At 73.0% G+C, this 15,917-nt stretch carries 18 protein-coding genes; 9 read left to right on the forward strand and 9 right to left on the reverse strand.

Annotated features, from left to right (window positions below; translation table 11 throughout):
- The coding region (locus tag RM425_RS08225) for an SDR family oxidoreductase (RefSeq protein WP_311344709.1) at positions 1 to 773 on the forward strand (773 nt) is incomplete at its 5' end.
- Here RM425_RS08225 and RM425_RS08230 read toward each other — a convergent pair.
- Together RM425_RS08230 and RM425_RS08235 are read right to left on the reverse strand one after the other, a co-directional pair.
- The gene (locus RM425_RS08230) at positions 686 to 1,165 is read right to left on the reverse strand and encodes a DUF429 domain-containing protein (protein WP_311344710.1); all 480 of its coding nucleotides are present in this window, start codon (positions 1,163 to 1,165) and stop codon (positions 686 to 688) included. The genes RM425_RS08225 and RM425_RS08230 overlap by 88 nt on opposite strands.
- Positions 1,077 to 1,451: a DUF429 domain-containing protein gene (locus RM425_RS08235; protein ID WP_311344711.1), complete on the reverse strand. Its 375-nt coding sequence runs from the start codon at positions 1,449 to 1,451 to the stop codon at positions 1,077 to 1,079. Before RM425_RS08235 ends, RM425_RS08230 begins: the two co-directional genes overlap by 89 nt.
- Positions 1,452 to 1,477: 26 nt before the next feature.
- Between RM425_RS08235 and RM425_RS08240 the strand changes: the two genes are divergently transcribed.
- Entirely contained in the window at positions 1,478 to 1,972 is a 495-nt protein-coding gene (locus RM425_RS08240) for a ribose-5-phosphate isomerase (protein WP_311344712.1), read from the forward strand.
- 26 nt (positions 1,973 to 1,998) lie between these two features.
- On the opposite strand, the gene RM425_RS08245 is transcribed toward RM425_RS08240, so the two are convergent.
- On the reverse strand, positions 1,999 to 3,243 hold the full coding sequence (locus RM425_RS08245; protein ID WP_311344713.1) for a GNAT family N-acetyltransferase: 1,245 nt from the start codon (positions 3,241 to 3,243) through the stop codon (positions 1,999 to 2,001).
- Between the two features lie 76 nt (positions 3,244 to 3,319).
- On the opposite strand from RM425_RS08245, the gene RM425_RS08250 reads away from it, so the two are divergent.
- From RM425_RS08250 to RM425_RS08265, 4 genes are all read left to right on the forward strand, one after another.
- Positions 3,320 to 3,736 carry a MarR family winged helix-turn-helix transcriptional regulator gene (locus tag RM425_RS08250; RefSeq protein ID WP_311344714.1) on the forward strand — a complete coding sequence of 139 codons (417 nt, stop codon included), beginning with the start codon at positions 3,320 to 3,322 and terminating at the stop codon, positions 3,734 to 3,736.
- Between the two features lie 268 nt (positions 3,737 to 4,004).
- The gene (locus tag RM425_RS08255) at positions 4,005 to 5,579 is read left to right on the forward strand and encodes a hypothetical protein (protein WP_311344715.1); all 1,575 of its coding nucleotides are present in this window, start codon (positions 4,005 to 4,007) and stop codon (positions 5,577 to 5,579) included.
- A 96-nt stretch (positions 5,580 to 5,675) separates the two neighbouring features.
- Positions 5,676 to 6,659: a sigma-70 family RNA polymerase sigma factor gene (locus RM425_RS08260; protein WP_311344716.1), complete on the forward strand. Its 984-nt coding sequence runs from the start codon at positions 5,676 to 5,678 to the stop codon at positions 6,657 to 6,659.
- A 123-nt stretch (positions 6,660 to 6,782) separates the two neighbouring features.
- Entirely contained in the window at positions 6,783 to 7,727 is a 945-nt protein-coding gene (locus tag RM425_RS08265) for a YihY/virulence factor BrkB family protein (protein ID WP_311344717.1), read from the forward strand.
- Here RM425_RS08265 and RM425_RS08270 read toward each other — a convergent pair.
- From RM425_RS08270 to RM425_RS08290, 5 genes are all read right to left on the reverse strand, one after another.
- Complete coding sequence (locus RM425_RS08270; protein WP_311344718.1) at positions 7,719 to 8,720, reverse strand: alpha/beta fold hydrolase; 1,002 nt, start codon at positions 8,718 to 8,720, stop codon at positions 7,719 to 7,721. The two genes, RM425_RS08265 and RM425_RS08270, sit on opposite strands and share 9 nt — an antisense overlap.
- Positions 8,717 to 10,195, reverse strand: coding sequence for a phosphatase PAP2 family protein (locus tag RM425_RS08275; protein WP_311344719.1), 1,479 nt, complete (start codon positions 10,193 to 10,195; stop codon positions 8,717 to 8,719). Before RM425_RS08275 ends, RM425_RS08270 begins: the two co-directional genes overlap by 4 nt.
- An 8-nt stretch (positions 10,196 to 10,203) precedes the next feature.
- A complete protein-coding gene (locus RM425_RS08280) occupies positions 10,204 to 10,776 on the reverse strand; it encodes a copper chaperone PCu(A)C (protein WP_311344720.1) in 573 nt (190 codons plus the stop codon).
- Between the two features lie 149 nt (positions 10,777 to 10,925).
- Entirely contained in the window at positions 10,926 to 11,420 is a 495-nt protein-coding gene (locus RM425_RS08285) for a hypothetical protein (protein WP_311344721.1), read from the reverse strand.
- Between the two features lie 121 nt (positions 11,421 to 11,541).
- Positions 11,542 to 12,258, reverse strand: a complete 717-nt coding sequence (locus RM425_RS08290) for a spermidine synthase (RefSeq protein WP_311344722.1) — start codon at positions 12,256 to 12,258, stop codon at positions 11,542 to 11,544.
- A 372-nt stretch (positions 12,259 to 12,630) separates the two neighbouring features.
- On the opposite strand from RM425_RS08290, the gene RM425_RS08295 reads away from it, so the two are divergent.
- Positions 12,631 to 13,473, forward strand: a complete 843-nt coding sequence (locus tag RM425_RS08295) for an SDR family oxidoreductase (RefSeq protein ID WP_311344723.1) — start codon at positions 12,631 to 12,633, stop codon at positions 13,471 to 13,473.
- A gap of 182 nt (positions 13,474 to 13,655) precedes the next feature.
- Positions 13,656 to 13,865 carry an IS3 family transposase gene (locus tag RM425_RS08300; RefSeq protein WP_311344724.1) on the forward strand — a complete coding sequence of 70 codons (210 nt, stop codon included), beginning with the start codon at positions 13,656 to 13,658 and terminating at the stop codon, positions 13,863 to 13,865.
- A 42-nt stretch (positions 13,866 to 13,907) separates the two neighbouring features.
- On the opposite strand, the gene RM425_RS08305 is transcribed toward RM425_RS08300, so the two are convergent.
- Complete coding sequence (locus RM425_RS08305; protein ID WP_311344725.1) at positions 13,908 to 14,477, reverse strand: TetR/AcrR family transcriptional regulator; 570 nt, start codon at positions 14,475 to 14,477, stop codon at positions 13,908 to 13,910.
- Between the two features lie 226 nt (positions 14,478 to 14,703).
- Between RM425_RS08305 and RM425_RS08310 the strand changes: the two genes are divergently transcribed.
- Positions 14,704 to 15,888, forward strand: coding sequence for a zinc-dependent alcohol dehydrogenase (locus RM425_RS08310; protein WP_311344726.1), 1,185 nt, complete (start codon positions 14,704 to 14,706; stop codon positions 15,886 to 15,888).
- The last annotated feature ends 29 nt before the right edge of the window (positions 15,889 to 15,917 follow it).

Below are 15,917 nucleotides of genomic sequence, written 5' to 3' on the forward strand. Positions count from 1 at the left end.
ATCCTGGTGGGATGCCGCACCCCGTCCGTCAGCGGATCTTCATCTCCGGTGCCAGCGCCGGCCTCGGCGAGGGCATGGCCCGCCGCTTCGCCGCGATGGGCCGTGACCTCGCCCTGTGCGCCCGCCGTGTCGACCGGCTCGAGGCGCTGCAGGCCGAGTTGCGCGCGGCGCACCCCGGCATCCGCGTCGAGGTCGCCGCGATGGACGTCGACGACGCGGACTCGGTGGACACCGCCTTCAGCGACCTGGCCGACCGGCTGGGTGGCTTCGACCGCGTGATCGTGAACGCGGGCATCGGCGCGGGGCGGTCCGTGGGCACCGGCGGCCCGGCCGGCAACCGCGCCGTCCTGCACACCAACGTGCTCGGCTCGCACGCGCAGTGCGAGGCGGCGATGGAGCTGTTCCGCAGGCAGGGCGCCGGGCACCTGGTGCTGATCTCGTCGGTGGCCTCGGTCCGCGGGATGCCTGGCAGCCGGACGGCCTACGGCGCCAGCAAGGCCGCGCTGAACTCGCTGGCCGAGGGTATCCGCTCCGATGTGTACGGCTCGCAGATCGTCGTCTCCACGGTGCTGCCCGGGTACATCGCGACCGACATCAACGAGGGACGACGCGGGCCCCTGACCGTCGGGCTGGACAAGGGCGTGGACGCGCTCGTCGACGTGGTCGAGCGCGAGCCGGTGCGCGGCTACGTGCCCGAGTGGCCGTGGCGCCCGGTCGCCGGGCTGCTGCGCGTGCTCCCGCTCTCGATCCTCCGCCGCGTCACCGGTTCCTGAGCATCACCAGCAGATCCGCATCGGGCGGCCGCGGCTGTCCACCGCGCCATCGCCGACGCACTCGCCGCGGCCCCCTGGATGCGCGCGGCCGACCACGCCGCCGCGCACGCGTCCAACGCGTCGATCATGGGCACCAGCCGCGGCGCGTTCGTGAGCGCGTCCTCGACGTCCATCACCGCGGACAGAGCGGAGAGCCGCTGCATCGTGCCGCGGGCGGTGACCTTCGGATCGGTGACCGCATGCCCGGACAGCTCCCGGAACGCCAGTTCCGGATGGACCTCCACGACCCGGTCGGACGGCGGGTCACCCAGTGCGTCGTCCAGCTGCCCGATCGCCTTGACCAGCTGGAACGCCTGCGCGGACGGTGCGCGTGGGGGGGTCCGTGTGGGCACGGGAGATGTCTCGGGCGTCGGCGTAGTCCTGCGCTTCCCGCACCGCCCTGACCGGCGTCTGGAACACCGAGCTCCCGGCCGGCCCGAGCAGCTTCTTGGCGGCGACGTCGCAGTCACGTACGCCGTCGTCCGACAGCCCGATCGGCATGTCGATGGCGATGAGGTCCACGTCCGGGACGGCGAGGACGGCTCCCATGTCGTCCAGTGCCAGCAGCTCCACCGTGCGGCCGGTCAGCAGGGCGCCCACCCAGCGGCCCCGCCAGCCGTCGACCCCGAGCACCGCCATGCGGGCAGCCTGTCAAACTTCTCGCCATGCGCGTCTTCGTCGGTACCGACCACGCCGGCCTCGAGTTCAAGGAGCACCTCAAGCGGGCGCTCACCGAGGCCGGGCACGAGCCCGTCGACTGCGGGGCGTTCGAGTACGACGCCCAGGACGACTACCCGCCCTTCTGCCTCGAGGTGGGGGAGCGGACCGTGACCGAGCCGGGGTCGCTCGGCGTCGTCATCGGCGGCTCGGGCAACGGCGAGCAGATCGCCGCCAACAAGGTGCCCGGCGTCCGCGCCGCGCTGGTCTGGAACACCGCGACCGCCCAGCTGGCGCGGGAGCACAACGACGCCAACGTCGTCTCCGTCGGCGCCCGGCAGCACAGCGTCGAGGAGGCCACCGAGCTGGTGCTGGAGTTCCTGCGCACGCCCTTCAGCGGCGACGAGCGGCACATCCGGCGGATCGGCCTGATCAGCGACTACGAGCGCGACCGGCACCGTCCGGCCGGCGGTCAGCCGACGGGGCCGCAGCAGCACCCCTGAGCCCGTCCGCCCCGGGGATCTCTCCCCTAGAACTCGTCGGGGCACCACGGGGTGACCGGCCAGCCGAAGCCCGTCGAGGCCTGGACGACCGCTCCCGGGCTCACCTCGTGCACGCGTCCGGCGCCCTGCAGCGTCGCGAGCGAGACCCCGCCGAGGTAGGCCGCGGACAGCTCCTCGATGCCCAGGACGATGTCGGGGTCCCGGTCGGTGCGGTCGCAGAAGGCGCCGGCCGGATGGCCCCACAGGTGCCAGCGCCCGGTGTTCTCCGGGCAGAACTCGTCGCGCACCTCGAACACCATGTCGAGGGGTGCGGGGTACCGGCGGGCGGACAGCGCCCGGCCGACGTCCACGATGCGCACCCACAGGGCGTCGACCGGGTGGGCGTGCAGCGCCCGGGCGTCGACCAGCAGGTGGCGCAGCGGGTCGTCCTCGGAGGCCGTCGACGCCTGGAGGGTGCGCACGAGGTCGACCGACAGCAGGTACCGCCACAGGGCGGCGTACGCCGCCGGCGTCGCGGCCCGCACCTCGCCGACCGACAGCTTTCCCTCGGGCTCGCTGCTGTCGCTCCACTCGGACTTGCGCCGGTAGGTCGCGTAGCCGGTCGGCGTGCCGTCGTCCTCGGTGTGCAGCAGCAGGTGCTGGGCCGACCAGCCCCGGCGCTCGTCGGGCTCGTCCAGCATGAACCGGTCCCACCAGGCCTCGTCGCGGGCGAGGTTGCCGGGCACCCAGCGCCGCAGCTGGTCGTGCAGGCCGAGGGCGGCGGCGCGGAACCGGGCCGGGCCGACCGGCCGGACCGCCCCGGTGCCGGAGGGGACGTCGGGGCGCAGGCGCAGCCGTTCGGTGCGGCCGGTCCAGCCGCCGCGCCGGGTGGCCGGCGCGTAGCCGAACCGGCCGTAGATCGATGACTCCGCGGCCCACAGCGCCGCGACAGGTTCGCGTTCGGCGGCCCGGAGCTCGTCGAGCTGGCGGCGCATGATCGCGGTGAGGACGCCGCGCCGCCGGTGGGTGGGGGCGACGGTGATCCAGGTGACCCCTGCGCAGGGGACGACGGCGCCGGGCACGGTGAGCTGGCGGCTGTAGAGCCCCGCCGTCGCCACCACGCGGTCGCCGTCCCACAGGGCGAGGGACCGGTCGAGCTCGGCCCACGGCGACGGGGTGTCGACGTACCGCCCGCTGGGCTCGTCCCCGAAGACGTCGTACATCGCGCGGATGAAGCGCGGCCACTCCTCGGCGGTGATCGGGCGGAGCTGGGCGGCGAGGTCGTCGGGCACGGCACGTGTCTACCGGGCGGGTGAGTCGGGGCGCCAACGGGTTGTCGAGCCGCGATCCGGTGCCCAGGATGCGCGGATGGACGACGAACGGCCGATCGGCTGGTGGGTCAAGCGACTGGACACCCTGCTCGAGGAGGCGCTCGACTCCGTCGTCGCCGGGGAGGGGCTGACCCGCCGGCACTGGCAGGTGCTGCACTCGCTGGCCGGCGGCACGGACCGCGAGGCCGACGTCGTCACCGCCCTGGCGGACTTCCCCGGCGATGCGGGCACGATCCTCGCCGACCTGGCCGCGCGGGGCTGGGTGGACCGCACCGTCGCCGGTTCCCTGCACCTGACCGCCGAGGGCGCCGCCGCGCACGACCGCGTCTCGCGAGCAGTCGGCCGGGTGCGCCGGCACACCGCCGACGGCCTCTCGCGCCAGGAGTACGAGCGGACCGTGCTGGTCCTCGCGCGCATGGTGGAGAACGTGGAGCGGGCGCTGGGCCGGGGCTGAGCGGGCCGCGACCCGTGAAGCGCCCGTCGGGGGCGCGCCCCGGCCGCGCCGGGGCCCGTAGCATCGGATCCGCGCCGGCGCCGTCGCATCTTCCTTCGGCGTGCTGCGGCGGATCTGGAGGAGGATCGTGCGCTCTCGTGCGGCAGCCGTGCCCGCAGCCCTCGCCCTGTTGGTGAGCGGCTGCACCAGTTCAGGAGACGACGACTCGGGGACAGGCTCGGGTAGCGATGGCGGATCGTCGGCGTCGGAGGAGGTCTCGGCGCCGGTCGTGGCGGCCCCCGACGCCCGCCTGACACTGGTCGCCGACGAGGACCCGGCGGCGCAGGCGGTGAGCACGAGTCGCGCGCTGTTCGAGAGCTCCCCGGTCGCGGTGCTCGCCCGCGCCGACGACCGGGCCGGCATGCTCCTGGCCGCCTCCGCGGCGGTCGGGCTGGGTGTTCCGATGCTGGTCGAAGCCGCGCGCGGCGACGACGCGGAGCTGGCCGAGGAGCTGGACCGGCTCGGGGCCGAGACGGTGCTGGCCGTGGGCGAGGCCGACGGACCCGGAACGGGTGAGGACTCCGACGACGGTCCCGAGGTGCTGGTCGTGCCGGCCGACGCCGAGGCGGTCGCCGAGGCGACCGGCCTGGCGCTCGACGAGGCGCAGACCGTGGCGGCGGACGGGGACGTGGCCGCGGTGGCCGGGCTCGACCCGGAGGGTCCCGCCGCCCTGGAGGCCGAGGACGCCGACGCGACGGACGCGGACGCGACCGCCGCCGCGACCCAGGACGCACCGGACGTCGACCCGCTGCCGGAGTTCCCGCGCGCCGATCCGCTCGACGGCGCGGTCGTGCTCGCCGGGACCGACGCTTCACCTGCCGCCGTGGCCACGTCCCGCGCCGCCGGGGCACTCGTGCAACCCACCGACGGGAGCACCGACCCCCGTGCCTCGGCCGGCATGGTCGAGGCGCTCGCGGCCGAGGGCGCGGACGCCGTGATCGCGCTCGGCGCCGGGTTCGCCGCGGAGCAGGGGCTGGACTGGAAGGTGGAGACGGCGGCCACGGGCACCCAGCTGCCCGGCGGTGGGCAGCTGCTGTTCCCGGGCCGGATGCTGATCGCCCTCTACGGCCATCCGGGGACCGGCTCGCTGGGCGTGCTGGGCGAGCAGCCCCTCGAGGCCGCGATCCAGCGGGCGCGCGACCACGCCGCCGCGTACGACCCCTTCGTCGACGTCCCGGTCGTGCCTGCCTTCGAGATCATCGCGACCGTCGCCTCGACGGAGGCGGGCGCGGACGGCGACTACTCCAACGAGGCCGACATCGAGATGCTGCGGCCGTGGGTCGAGGCCGCGGGTGCCGCGGGCGTCTACGTGGTCCTCGACCTCCAGCCGGGCCGCACCGACTTCGTCACCCAGGCCGAGCTCTACCGCCCGCTGCTCGAGCTGCCGCACGTCGGGCTGGCGTTGGACCCGGAGTGGCGGCTCGGTCCGAACGAGGTGCACCTGACCCAGATCGGCTCGGTAGGCGTCGAGGAGGTCAACCGCGTGGTCACCTGGCTGGCCGACCTCACGCGGGAGAACGCACTGCCGCAGAAGCTGCTGGTGCTCCACCAGTTCCGGGTCGACATGCTCCCCGGCCGCGAGTTCCTCGACATGTCCCGCGACGAGCTGGCGATCATGATCCACGCCGACGGCCAGGGTGGGCAGGGGGCCAAGCAGTCCACCTGGGAGGTCCTGCACCGCGGCGCCCAGCCGGAGCTCACCTGGGGCTGGAAGAATTTCTACGACGAGGACCTCCCGATGCTGACCCCGCAGCAGACGATCGAGCAGGTCGTCCCCCGGCCGGACCTGGTCACCTACCAGTAGGGGACCTCCGTCGGGGGACCAGGCGTTCGGCCCTCCCGAACTGTCGGCAGGGTGTGGTGTGCTTGCGCCCACACCGACCGGAGGAGTGGTTCGTTCGTGACCAGCGTGGCTCTCGGCCCGACCGACCAGCTCGACCCGCGGCTCCTCGAGCACCGCCGCGAGCTCACCGGCTACTGCTACCGCATGCTCGGTTCGGCGTTCGACGCCGAGGACGCCGTGCAGGAGACGATGGTCCGTGCCTGGCGGGGGCTGGCCGCCTTCGAGGGTCGCTCCGCGCTGCGGTCCTGGCTGTACCGCATCGCGACCAACGTGTGCCTCGACCAGCTCAGCGGCCGGCAGCGACGGGCCCTGCCGATGGACCTGGCGGGTGACCCGTACCCGCCGGTCCCGGCGTCGCTGGCCGGCCGTCGGCCGATGACGGCGTGGATCGAGCCGGTGCTCGACCGCCAGGTGCTCCCCGAGGACGGCGACCCCGCCGAGCAGGCGGTGGCCCGCGAGTCGATCCGGCTGGCCTTCGTCGCCGCGCTGCAGCACCTGCCGCCGCGGCAGCGCGCGGTGCTGATCCTGCGCGAGGTGCTGCGCTGGAAGGCCGACGAGGTCGCGACGCTGCTGGACTCGACGGTGGCGTCGGTCAACAGCGCGCTGCAGCGGGCACGCGCCACGCTGGCCGACCTCGACGGCCGACCGGCTCCGCGCACGCTCGACGACGAGGACCGCGCGTTGCTCGCCCGCTACCTGGACGCGTTCGAGCGCTACGACATCGAGGCCTTCGTGCAGCTGCTGCACGACGACGCCACGCAGCACATGCCCCCTTTCGAGATGTGGCTCCGCGGCGCGGCGGACATCGGTACCTGGATGCAGGGCCCGGGCGCGGAGTGCCGTGGTTCGCGGGTGTTCCTCACCTCGGCGAACGGAACCCCGGCGGTGGCGCAGTACCGGCCCCGCGCGGGCGGGGGCCACGAGCCGTGGGGGCTGCACGTGCTGGAGATCGAGGGCGGGCGCGTGGCCCACATCTCCAGCTTCCTCGACCTCGGCACAGGGTTGTTCGTGAAGCTCGGCCTGCCGCCGGGCTTCGATTGAGCCGCGCGTTCCCGGGCATCCAGGAGGCGTGACCAGCCGTCCGCATGCCTCCGCCCGGACGGAGGAGCTGCCGGGTCACCGGGCCGGCGGGTCCGGCCCGCTGTCGATGGCGATGGCGGGAGGGTGACGGCGCCCGTCGTCCGGGTGTCCGACGAGGGTGAGCGCACCGCCTCCGACGCCTGGCGAGCGGTGCGCAACGCGCGGTGGACGTTCTGGCGGGAGGCTTTCGCGCGGTTCCGCTTCGGCGACGGCTTCTCGCACTCCCGGGCGCTCGCCCTGCAGCTCAGCCTGGCGTTCATCCCGCTGGTCATCGCGACGGTCGGCCTGAGCGGCGCCCTGGCGACGAAGAAGCTCGGCGAGGTCCTCCGCCTCACGCTCCTCGAGCTGACCCCCGGCGGATCCAACGCGATCATCCGGTCCACCCTCGAGCGGGACGAGGGAGCGCAACTCGCGCTCTGGTCGGGGCTCGCCTTCGCGCTCGCGACACTCACCACCGCCATGGGCCAGGTCGAGCGCGGCGCCAACCGCATCTACGGCATCGAGCGGGACCGGCCCAGCACGCACAAGTACGGACGCGCACTGCTCCTGGTGTTCCTCGCCGGGCTGCCCGCCATGCTGGGGTCCGGGGTGCTCCTGGCCGGCGCCGAGTTCGGCGAGGCCGTCGAGTCGGTGTACGGCTGGGACGACGACACGGTGATGGCCGTGGCGGTACCGCTGGGTGTGGGCATGGTGGTGTTCGCGCTGCTGGCGATGCTCCGGCTGGCCCCGCGCCGCCACCAGCCCGGCTGGCTGTGGCTCCTCCTGGGCGCGGGGCTGGCCGCCACGCTGTGGTTCGCCTTCACCGGCGTGCTGGTGGCCTACGTGCAGCTGTCCGGCTCGTTCGGCCTCGTCTATGGCCCGCTCACGGGGGTGATCGCTCTGCTGCTCTGGACCCAGGTGACCGCCATCGCGATCCTGCTGGGGCTGGCCGTGACGGCTCAGCTGGAGGCCGGGCACCTGGGCATCCAGCACGGCGCCGTCCCCGACCCGGAGGTCCACGGCCCGGCCGGCCCTCCGGCGTCAGCGTGAGGAGTGCTCCGGCTGCGACCGGGACAGCAGGTCGTCCAGCGCCGCGTCGACCGTGGCCGCGTGGGTGACGTTCACCATGTGGCCGGCGCCGTCGACCAGGACGAGCCGGGCGCGTTCGCCGAGCTGTCGAGCCAGGCGCGGCGCCGAGTCGGGCGGGATGGTCCTGTCCGCGGTGCCGGCGAGGACGAGCACGGGAACGGCGCGCAGCGCATCGATCGCCGGCCGCTGGTCGTAGGTGACCAGGCTGGTCAGGTAGGCCGTCAGCACGCCGGTCGGGGTCTCGGTCCACCAGCGGGACATGGTGCGGACGTCGTCCTCGGAGGCGGCCTCGGTGAACAGCTGCCGACGGAGCAGGCGGCGGCCCGGCCTGGACCGGAACGGCTGCACGGCGCCGATCGCGGGTGCGACGAGCCAGAGCAGCCATGCGCCGGCCGCGGCCAGCCCGGCCCGCACCCGGTCCTGCCCTCCGGACGAGGAACCGGTGCCGGGAAGGGGCGCGGCGCGGGTGGACAGCAGTGCCACACCGGTGATCCGGGTGCCGAACAGCTCCGGTCGCCGACCGGCCAGCGCCAGCACGGCCATGCCACCCATGGAGTGGCCGACGACCACCACGGGGGTGTCGCCGGCCAGCTCGTCGACGACCTGCTCCAGGTCACGGCCCAGCCTGTCCACGCCGGCCGATCGGACGCCGGCCCACCCGCTGGCGCCGTGGCCGCGCTGGTCGTAGCGGACCAGCCGGGCACGACCGCGCAGCGCCGTCCACTGCTGGTCGTACACCGCCGAGCGGGTGGCGAACCCGTGGCTGAACAGGACGGTCACCGGCGCATCGGCGGGACCGTGGACCTCGACGTGCAGCCGAACCCCGTCGTCGGTGTGCACGGCCGGGCCGGATCCGGACATCCGGGAGGCGAGGCCGCGGGCGCGTACCCGGCGCGCCACCGCCCCGGCGACCAGCGCCGTGCCGACGGCCGCGGCGGTCCTGCCCTTCCTCATCCGGTCCGCTGGACGGCCGCTGGTCGTGCGGGTCGCGCAACGGTGGCGGTCTCGTCTTCGGTCCGGGGCAGCAGGAGACGGGCACAGACGAACACCCAGACCCCGCCGAGCACCAGGCCGGCGACGACGTCGGTCGGGTGGTGGGCCGCCACGTAGATCCGGGTCACGCCGATCACGGGGGACAGGAGCAGCGGCAGCACGAGCACTGCCCGCCGCCACCGGGCGCGGCTGTAGCTCAGCACGACGGCGGCGACGGCGCCGTAGACCGCGGCTGCGGCGGCCGCGTGGCCGGAGGGCCAGCTCGCGCCGGTGGGCAGCTCGGCGGTCAGGTCCGCCACGTCCGGCCGGATCCGGCCGACCGCCAGACCGATGACGAAGTAGAGGAACACCTCGCCGAGGACCGCGACGGCCACGAAGACCACCGGACGCCATGACGAGGTGACCGCCAGCGCCAGGGCGGCCAGGTAGACCGACACCGCGATCACGGCCGGGGTGCCCGAGAGGGCACCGACGGCCTTCGTCACCGTGGTCAGGCCGTCGCTCCGGAAGTCGACGAACCAGCGCACGACGTCGAGGTCGGCGCGGACCAGCCAGCTGTCGATGAACACGCGGGTGATCAGCAGCCCCACGGCGCTGAGCACCACGAACAGCGCAGCCGCCCAGGCGAGCAGGCGCGTGACGGTGGCCCACCCATCGGGGAGGACGGGTTCGGGTGCGTGGTCCAGGTGCGGGGCCTGGTCAGGCGGGACATCGAGGGGGTCGAGGGGCTCGTCGGTGTCCGTGCCCTCCCGGTGCTGCCAGACACGGAACGCTGCGACGGTGACGGCCAGCCAGGCCGCGCCCAGCGCCCAGCCGGCGAGGACGTCGGAGACGAAGTGGACCCCGAGCGCCAGCCGGGTGAAGCCGATGGCCACCACGACCAGCACGGTCCCGGCGATGAGCCACGGGCGGGCGCGGCGGCTCGCCACGGGCAGGACCAGCAGGAGCAGCACCCCGAAGGTCACCAGGCCGGTCAGGGAGTGGCCGCTGGGGAAGCTGGCGTTCGACGGGACGTCGACGACGGGTGCGTCGACCACCGGCCGGGCTCGGTCGACGATCGCCTTGGTGAGGGGCCCCAGCAGCGGGAGTCCGAGGCCGGCGGTCGCGGTGAAGGCGGCGAGCCGCCGCTGTCGGCGCACGAGGAGGAACATCGTCATCGCGCTGAAGATCAGGACCGCCGCGGACGTGCCGGCCAGGTCCGTGATCGCGCTCAGCACCGTCACGGCCTGGGGTGACTGGCTGACCCACGCGTTGAGCTCCGCGGCGACGTCGCCGTCGAGCGAGGCCAGCGGTGCCCACGAGCGCTGCACGAGCAGCCACAGCAGGAGGAACGGGACCGCGCCGACGACGACGGCGATCCAGCCCAGCACGGCACTGGTCTCGAAGCGGCCGAGCCCCGTCGTGCGCGTGGCGTCGTCGGAGCGTGTGGAGGGCATGCGCCGCATCAGTCGTCGGACGACGGGTCCTGCGGCGCGTCGAACTCGGGGTCGTCGTCGTCTTGGTCGGGCGCGACGGGGGCGTCCAGCGTGACCTCGCCGAGCTCACCCTCGGCGTCCTCGAAGACGAAGGTGACCTCGAGGGACTGCGACGAGCGCAGCGTGGTGCCCAGGTCCTCGAGGATCACCGATGGCGGCCCCTCGGGCTGCAGGTAGGCGTTGTCGTCCTCGGGGATCTCGATCGAACCGGAGTCGCCGTCGAGCGGGATCAGGCGGGCGTCGGCGAAGTCCGGGCCGACCACGTCGACCAGCTGGTAGGCGCTGCTCCCGGTGTTGGTCAGCGCCGCGAAGAGGGTGACGTCCTCGCCTTCCTCGTACAGGCCGTCCTCGGGGTACTCGAGTACGAGGTCGGCGATCTCCAGGTCCTCGGTCACGCGTTCGTTCAGCCCGGGCGAACCGCCGATCACCTCGTTGCCGTCGTCGTCGCCTTCGCCGTCGCCGCAGGCGGTCAGGGCCACCGCGGTGAGCAGGGCGGCGGTGGCCGCCCAGCCGCGGGACGCGGGCGTGCGGTGTGCAGGCATGGTCTCTCCGTTCGTCGCGTGCTGACCGTCTGCGGGCCTACCCCGGGCCGCTCGGGTGCACCTGTCCGCGGCGGAGTGTCGTCGGACTGCAACATTCCGGCGACGACGGCGGACGCCGCTCCGGCGCCGGCCGGGCCCGCCGGCGGAGGTCAGGGCTCGAAGGATCCGCACGCGAGCTGCGAGCCCGTCCCGACCTCCGCGACGCCAGGGACGGCCTGGTCGAGGACGACCGTCACGCCGTCGCCCTCGACGAGCTCGTCCAGCGACACCTGTCCGACCAGCGTGGTGATCTTGCCGACCCCGTCCTCGAGGACCAGCATCGGCGGCAGCACGACCGAGGGAGCCGAGGCGAGGTCCGCGCAGCTGTCGGCCTCGAAGAGGCGGATGCCGTGGAACCCGGCGGTGAGGCCGGAGACCTTCACCTCGAGCTCCGCGAAGTCGGTGAGCACGTCGTCGCTCAGTTCCGCGGTCCCGAGAACGCTCCCCTCGGGATCCTCCAGGTCGGCCGACAGGTCGACCGGGACGATCGGCCCGTCGGTCGTCGCCTGCTCGTCGGGGAGCACGTCACCCTCGCCGTCGTTCGCGGTGCAGGCTGTCGCGGTCAGGAGCACGGTGAGGGCGGTGACGAGCGTCCAGCGACGCATGGGGACTCTCCTCGGACGGCGGTCGTGGTCGCTCGCCCTATGCCCGTCGGGGCCCGGTGGTGCACCCCTACGGCCGGGCCGTCACCGAGTCGTCATGGAGCGTCGGCGGCCCAGCCGCGGCTCATCCCCGCGCGCTGGCCAGGTAGACCGTGTTGGTGGCGGGGCGGCCCTGGAGCGGGTTGGGGAAGGTGATCACCTGCGCCTCGACGTCCACGAAGACCGCGGCGAGAGCGGCGAGGTACTCCGCGTCGGGCGGGTCGTTCGACCAGAGCGAGAAGACGCCGCCCTGGCGGAGCGACGCGGCCAGCCGCTCGATGCCGGCGGGGCGGTAGAACGGGGCGTTCCCGTCGTCCAGCAGGTCGCCGGGGGAGTGGTCGATGTCCACGATCACGGCGTCGAACCGCCGGCCGGGCGCGGCCGGGTCGAGGGCGGCGTCGGCGGACATCGCGAAGAAATCGCCCTGCACCAGCCGGCACCGCGGATCCGAGGAGAGGGCGCCACCCAGGGGGAGCAGCCCCTGCTGGTGCCACGCGATGACCGGCTGCAGCAGGTCGACGACCACGAGGTCCCGGACGCGGACGTCGTCGAGCACGGCCTGCGCGGTGTAGCCGAGCCCCAGCCCCCCGACGACGACGTCGAGCCGGTCGCCGGTCAGCCGCGCGAGCGCCAGCCGGGCGACCTCGACCTCGGCCACGGTGAACAGGGAGGACATGAGGAACTCGTCGCCGAGCTTGACCTCGTACACGTCGACCCCGGTCGTCGGCTCGCGTCGGCGGCGGAGGCTGACCTCGCCGATGGGGGAGGGGCTCCAGGCCAGCTCCTCGAACCGCGCGCTCATGCGGCTCACGCTAGCCCCGGGGCATCGAGGGGATGCCGCGACCGTGCGGTCCCCGGGGTGTGGAGCGGGTGACCGGGAACGAACCGGCATGGCCAGCGTGGAAGGCTGGATCGCTGCGACGGTGCCTTCGCTGGTCAAGGCGCTGCTAGGGACCAGCCGTGCCTTCCGCTTGCCTCAGCGCTGTTCCTCGTCGCGGCGCAGAGCGGATATTGCTCGGGTAAGCCCGGGCGGACCCGGCGCACTGCGGACGGCGCGGCGCGGCGCAGCCCGTCGGCCCCGGTCTGTCCTTGAGCGGCCACCGCCGGCTCGGTGATGCACGTACCGGCGCCACCCCGGCTGTACGTAGCCGCCTCGTCACGCCGCTTCGGAGTTGTGTTCTCGGCGACCTTGCTCAGCAGCAATCGCCTGCAGTGGGCAGGCTGGTCCCCGGCGGCCGTGACGGCGAGACCGGAGGCAGAAGTGAGCGGGTCAGAAGGGCTGCGCGGGCGGATCGCGCTGGTGACCGGTGGCAGCAGCGGCCTGGGACGAGCAACGGCTCTGGCCCTGGCTGAAGTCGGCGCCGACGTCGCGGTTCTGGCCCGCGGATCCACCGATCTGGACCAGACGGTCGAGCAGGTCCGTGCCCGTGGTGTGCGAGCGAGCGCAGCGGTGGCGGATCTCGCCGATGCCGATGCGATCGAGCGTGCCGTAGGCAAGGTGCGAGCCGAACTCGGCCGCGTCGACGTCTTGGTCAACGCGGCTGGGACCGACGTGCCTGGTCCGGTGGCTGAGCTCGACGTCGCAGCTTGGGACAGGGTGCTCGCGGTGAATCTGCGCGCGTCGTTCTTGCTGGCCAAGGCGGTCTGGCCGGACATGTGTGAGAACGGCGGCGGAACCATCCTCAACGTGTCCTCGGTGGCCGGCCGGCGCGGGTGGGCGAATGCCGCGGCCTACTGCTCCGCCAAGTTCGGGCTCACCGGTCTCACCCAGGCACTCGCGGCCGAAGGGAAGCCGCAGCGCATCCGCGCCTGCGTGCTGTACCCCGGCGCCATGGACACCAGCTGGGGCATCTGGTCACCGGAAGATCGGACCGGTTCCGCGGAGCCGACCGTGCCCGCCGACGCATTGGCTCCCGATCAGGTCGCCCGCCTGATCTGCTGGATCGCCGCCGCCCCACCGGACGTGGTGCTCAACGAGGTCACCGTCACCCCCCTGTTCGAACAGGGATGGCCGTAGGGATACCAGCGTGCACCCAGCAGTACGACCGAGTCGGTCGATCGTTGGCGGCCAGGCCACATGGGCGGGCTGAATGTGGGTTGGTGGGCTGCCGCCCGCCCAAGTGAAGCTCGTTCCGCGGCGGGGCCCCGGCCACGACACGGTGCTCGGAGAACCCCCGCGCGCCACCCACATCCCGGCCCTTGCTCGCCGAGGGCAGCGTTCGCAACGAAGGTCCGTGGAAGGGCATCGACGACTTCGAGATCGCCGTCGCCGAGTACATCGACTGGTTCAACCACCGACGCCTGCACGGCGAGATCGGCCTCGTTCCACCGGCCGAGCACGAGGACGTCTTCTACCGGCACGACCCCGCGGCGACTGTCGTCGCCGCGTCAGTTCCGAGCCTCCACTGAACCCGGGGCGGGACACTCCGGTGATTCCGGACCTGAGCTCGTTCAGTGCCATGGCGAGGGCATTGCGCATGGGGCGTATGTCGCGCTCCGTGGCGGAGAACAGGTACCCCCCTGCAGCACGGCGATCGTTGCTCCTGCGAGGGCGTCTGGGTCGGCGTCGCCGCGCAGCAGACCTGTTGTCTGCATGGTTCGCAGCCCGTCGGCGAGGAAGGACTCCCACCGACTGAAGGCGTCCGCCGTGCGGCCGCGGAGAAAGTCACTCTGGTGGAGCACCTCGCCCGCGATGGAACCGAGCGGACAGCCGCGGTAGCCACGCTGGTTCTGCTGCATGTCGGCCATGGCCTGGAACCCGGCGGCGATGCCCTGCCAGGTGTCGAGTGGGAACAGGCTCTGCTGGTCCAGGACGAGGCCGAGTTGGTGCCGGAGCACCTCGGACACGAGCTCCTCCTTGCCGGAGGAGTAGTGATAGGTCTGGCTCTTGCCCGTCCCCGAGGCGGCCAGGATGTCGTCGATGCTGGTGGCATTCACGCCACGCTCGTACATCAACGCCGCCGCCAGCTCGACGATCCGCGCCTTGGTGTCTTTCCCGCGGCGGGTGGTCGGTTCGGGCATAGGCTGCGGCCTCGGTCGAAAAGTAGCGGGGACTATCGGTCAGGGCGACTCCTACCGAAGTGAGCTCGCCTCACGGCAGGCGCCGTCCGCCGTGAGAGCAGGAGTACGGGGCTCTGCCGCGAGGAACTGGACCGATGGGTACAGAACCCCCGAGCGGGTAGGTCCGCAACCGGCAGGCCGCGGACGCACCCGCTCCGTTGCGCATCGATCCGTCGAGGAGGCCCGAATGAGGGCATTGACGTGGCAGGGCACGCAGAAGGTCTCGGTGGAGACGGTTCCGGACCCGCAGATCCAGGAGCCGACGGACGCGATCGTGCGGATGACGTCGACGGCGATCTGCGGCTCGGATCTGCACCTCTACGACGTCCTCGGGATGTACCTGGAGCCGGGCGACATCATCGGCCACGAACCGATGGGCATGGTGGAGGAGGTCGGGCCGGAGGTCAGCCACATCCAGCCCGGCGACCGGGTGGTCGTGCCGTTCAACATCTCCTGCGGCCACTGCTGGATGTGCACCCGCGGCTTCTTCGCCCAGTGCGAGACCACCCAGGTCACCGAGCAGGGCAAGGGCGCACGGCTGTTCGGCTACACCGCCCTGTACGGGTCGGTGCCCGGTGCGCAGGCCGAGTTCCTGCGGGTGCCGCAGGCGCAGTTCGGGCCGATCAAGGTTCCATCCGGGCATCCCGACGAACGGTTTCTGTTCCTCTCCGACGTGCTGACCACGTCGTGGCAGGCCGTGCGGTACGCCGACATCGAGGCCGGGAGCACCTGCGCGGTCATCGGCCTGGGGCCGATCGGTCAGATGTGCACCCGTGTCGCCAAGTACCTCGGCGCTGCGCGGGTCATCGGCGTCGACAGCGTGCCCGAGCGGCTGGAGATGGCCCGACGGCACGGCATCGAGGTCATCGACCAGAGCAAGGTCGACGACGTCCCAGGGGCGATCATGGAGATGACCCACGGGCGGGGTGTCGACGGTGTCGTGGACGCGGTCGGGATGGAGGCCCACGGCTCCCCGTTCCAGGCGGCCCTGCTCGGGGCTGCAGGCAAGCTGCCCGGCCCACTGGCCCGCAAGGCGGCCGAGACGATCGGGGTGGACCGGATGGCCGCCATGCGCACCGCCTTCTACAGCGTGCGGCGCGCCGGCACCATCTCGCTGATCGGCGTCTACGGCGGCCAGGCCGACCCGTTCCCGATGATGGACCTGTTCGACAAGGGCGTGACCATCCGCATGGGACAGGCCCACGTCAAGCGCTGGGTCGACGAGATCATGCCCGCGCTCACCGGCGACGACGACCCGCTGGGCACCGAAGACCTCACCACCCACGCGCTCCCGCTGGAGCAGGCCCCGCACGGCTACGAGATGTTCCAGAAGAAGCAGGACGGTTGCATCAAGGTCGTCCTCAAGCCCTGACAGCACCTGCCGGCCACCACCGATGGCGC

This window comes from Blastococcus goldschmidtiae, assembly GCF_031845325.1.
Taxonomy (GTDB): Bacteria; Actinomycetota; Actinomycetes; order Mycobacteriales; family Geodermatophilaceae; genus Blastococcus; species Blastococcus goldschmidtiae.

What these genes read in the sequence shown, in the direction of transcription:
- RM425_RS08235 (WP_311344711.1), bottom strand. Translation starts at nt 1,451, where the DNA reads ATGGCGGTGCTCGGGGTCGACGGCTGGCGGGGCCGCTGGGTGGGCGCC.
- RM425_RS08240 (WP_311344712.1), top strand. Translation starts at nt 1,478, where the DNA reads ATGCGCGTCTTCGTCGGTACCGACCACGCCGGCCTCGAGTTCAAGGAG.
- RM425_RS08250 (WP_311344714.1), top strand. Translation starts at nt 3,320, where the DNA reads ATGGACGACGAACGGCCGATCGGCTGGTGGGTCAAGCGACTGGACACC.
- RM425_RS08270 (WP_311344718.1), bottom strand. Translation starts at nt 8,720, where the DNA reads ATGAGGAAGGGCAGGACCGCCGCGGCCGTCGGCACGGCGCTGGTCGCC.
- RM425_RS08275 (WP_311344719.1), bottom strand. Translation starts at nt 10,195, where the DNA reads ATGCCCTCCACACGCTCCGACGACGCCACGCGCACGACGGGGCTCGGC.
- RM425_RS08280 (WP_311344720.1), bottom strand. Translation starts at nt 10,776, where the DNA reads ATGCCTGCACACCGCACGCCCGCGTCCCGCGGCTGGGCGGCCACCGCC.
- RM425_RS08285 (WP_311344721.1), bottom strand. Translation starts at nt 11,420, where the DNA reads ATGCGTCGCTGGACGCTCGTCACCGCCCTCACCGTGCTCCTGACCGCG.
- RM425_RS08290 (WP_311344722.1), bottom strand. Translation starts at nt 12,258, where the DNA reads ATGAGCGCGCGGTTCGAGGAGCTGGCCTGGAGCCCCTCCCCCATCGGC.
- RM425_RS08305 (WP_311344725.1), bottom strand. Translation starts at nt 14,477, where the DNA reads ATGCCCGAACCGACCACCCGCCGCGGGAAAGACACCAAGGCGCGGATC.
- RM425_RS08310 (WP_311344726.1), top strand. Translation starts at nt 14,704, where the DNA reads ATGAGGGCATTGACGTGGCAGGGCACGCAGAAGGTCTCGGTGGAGACG.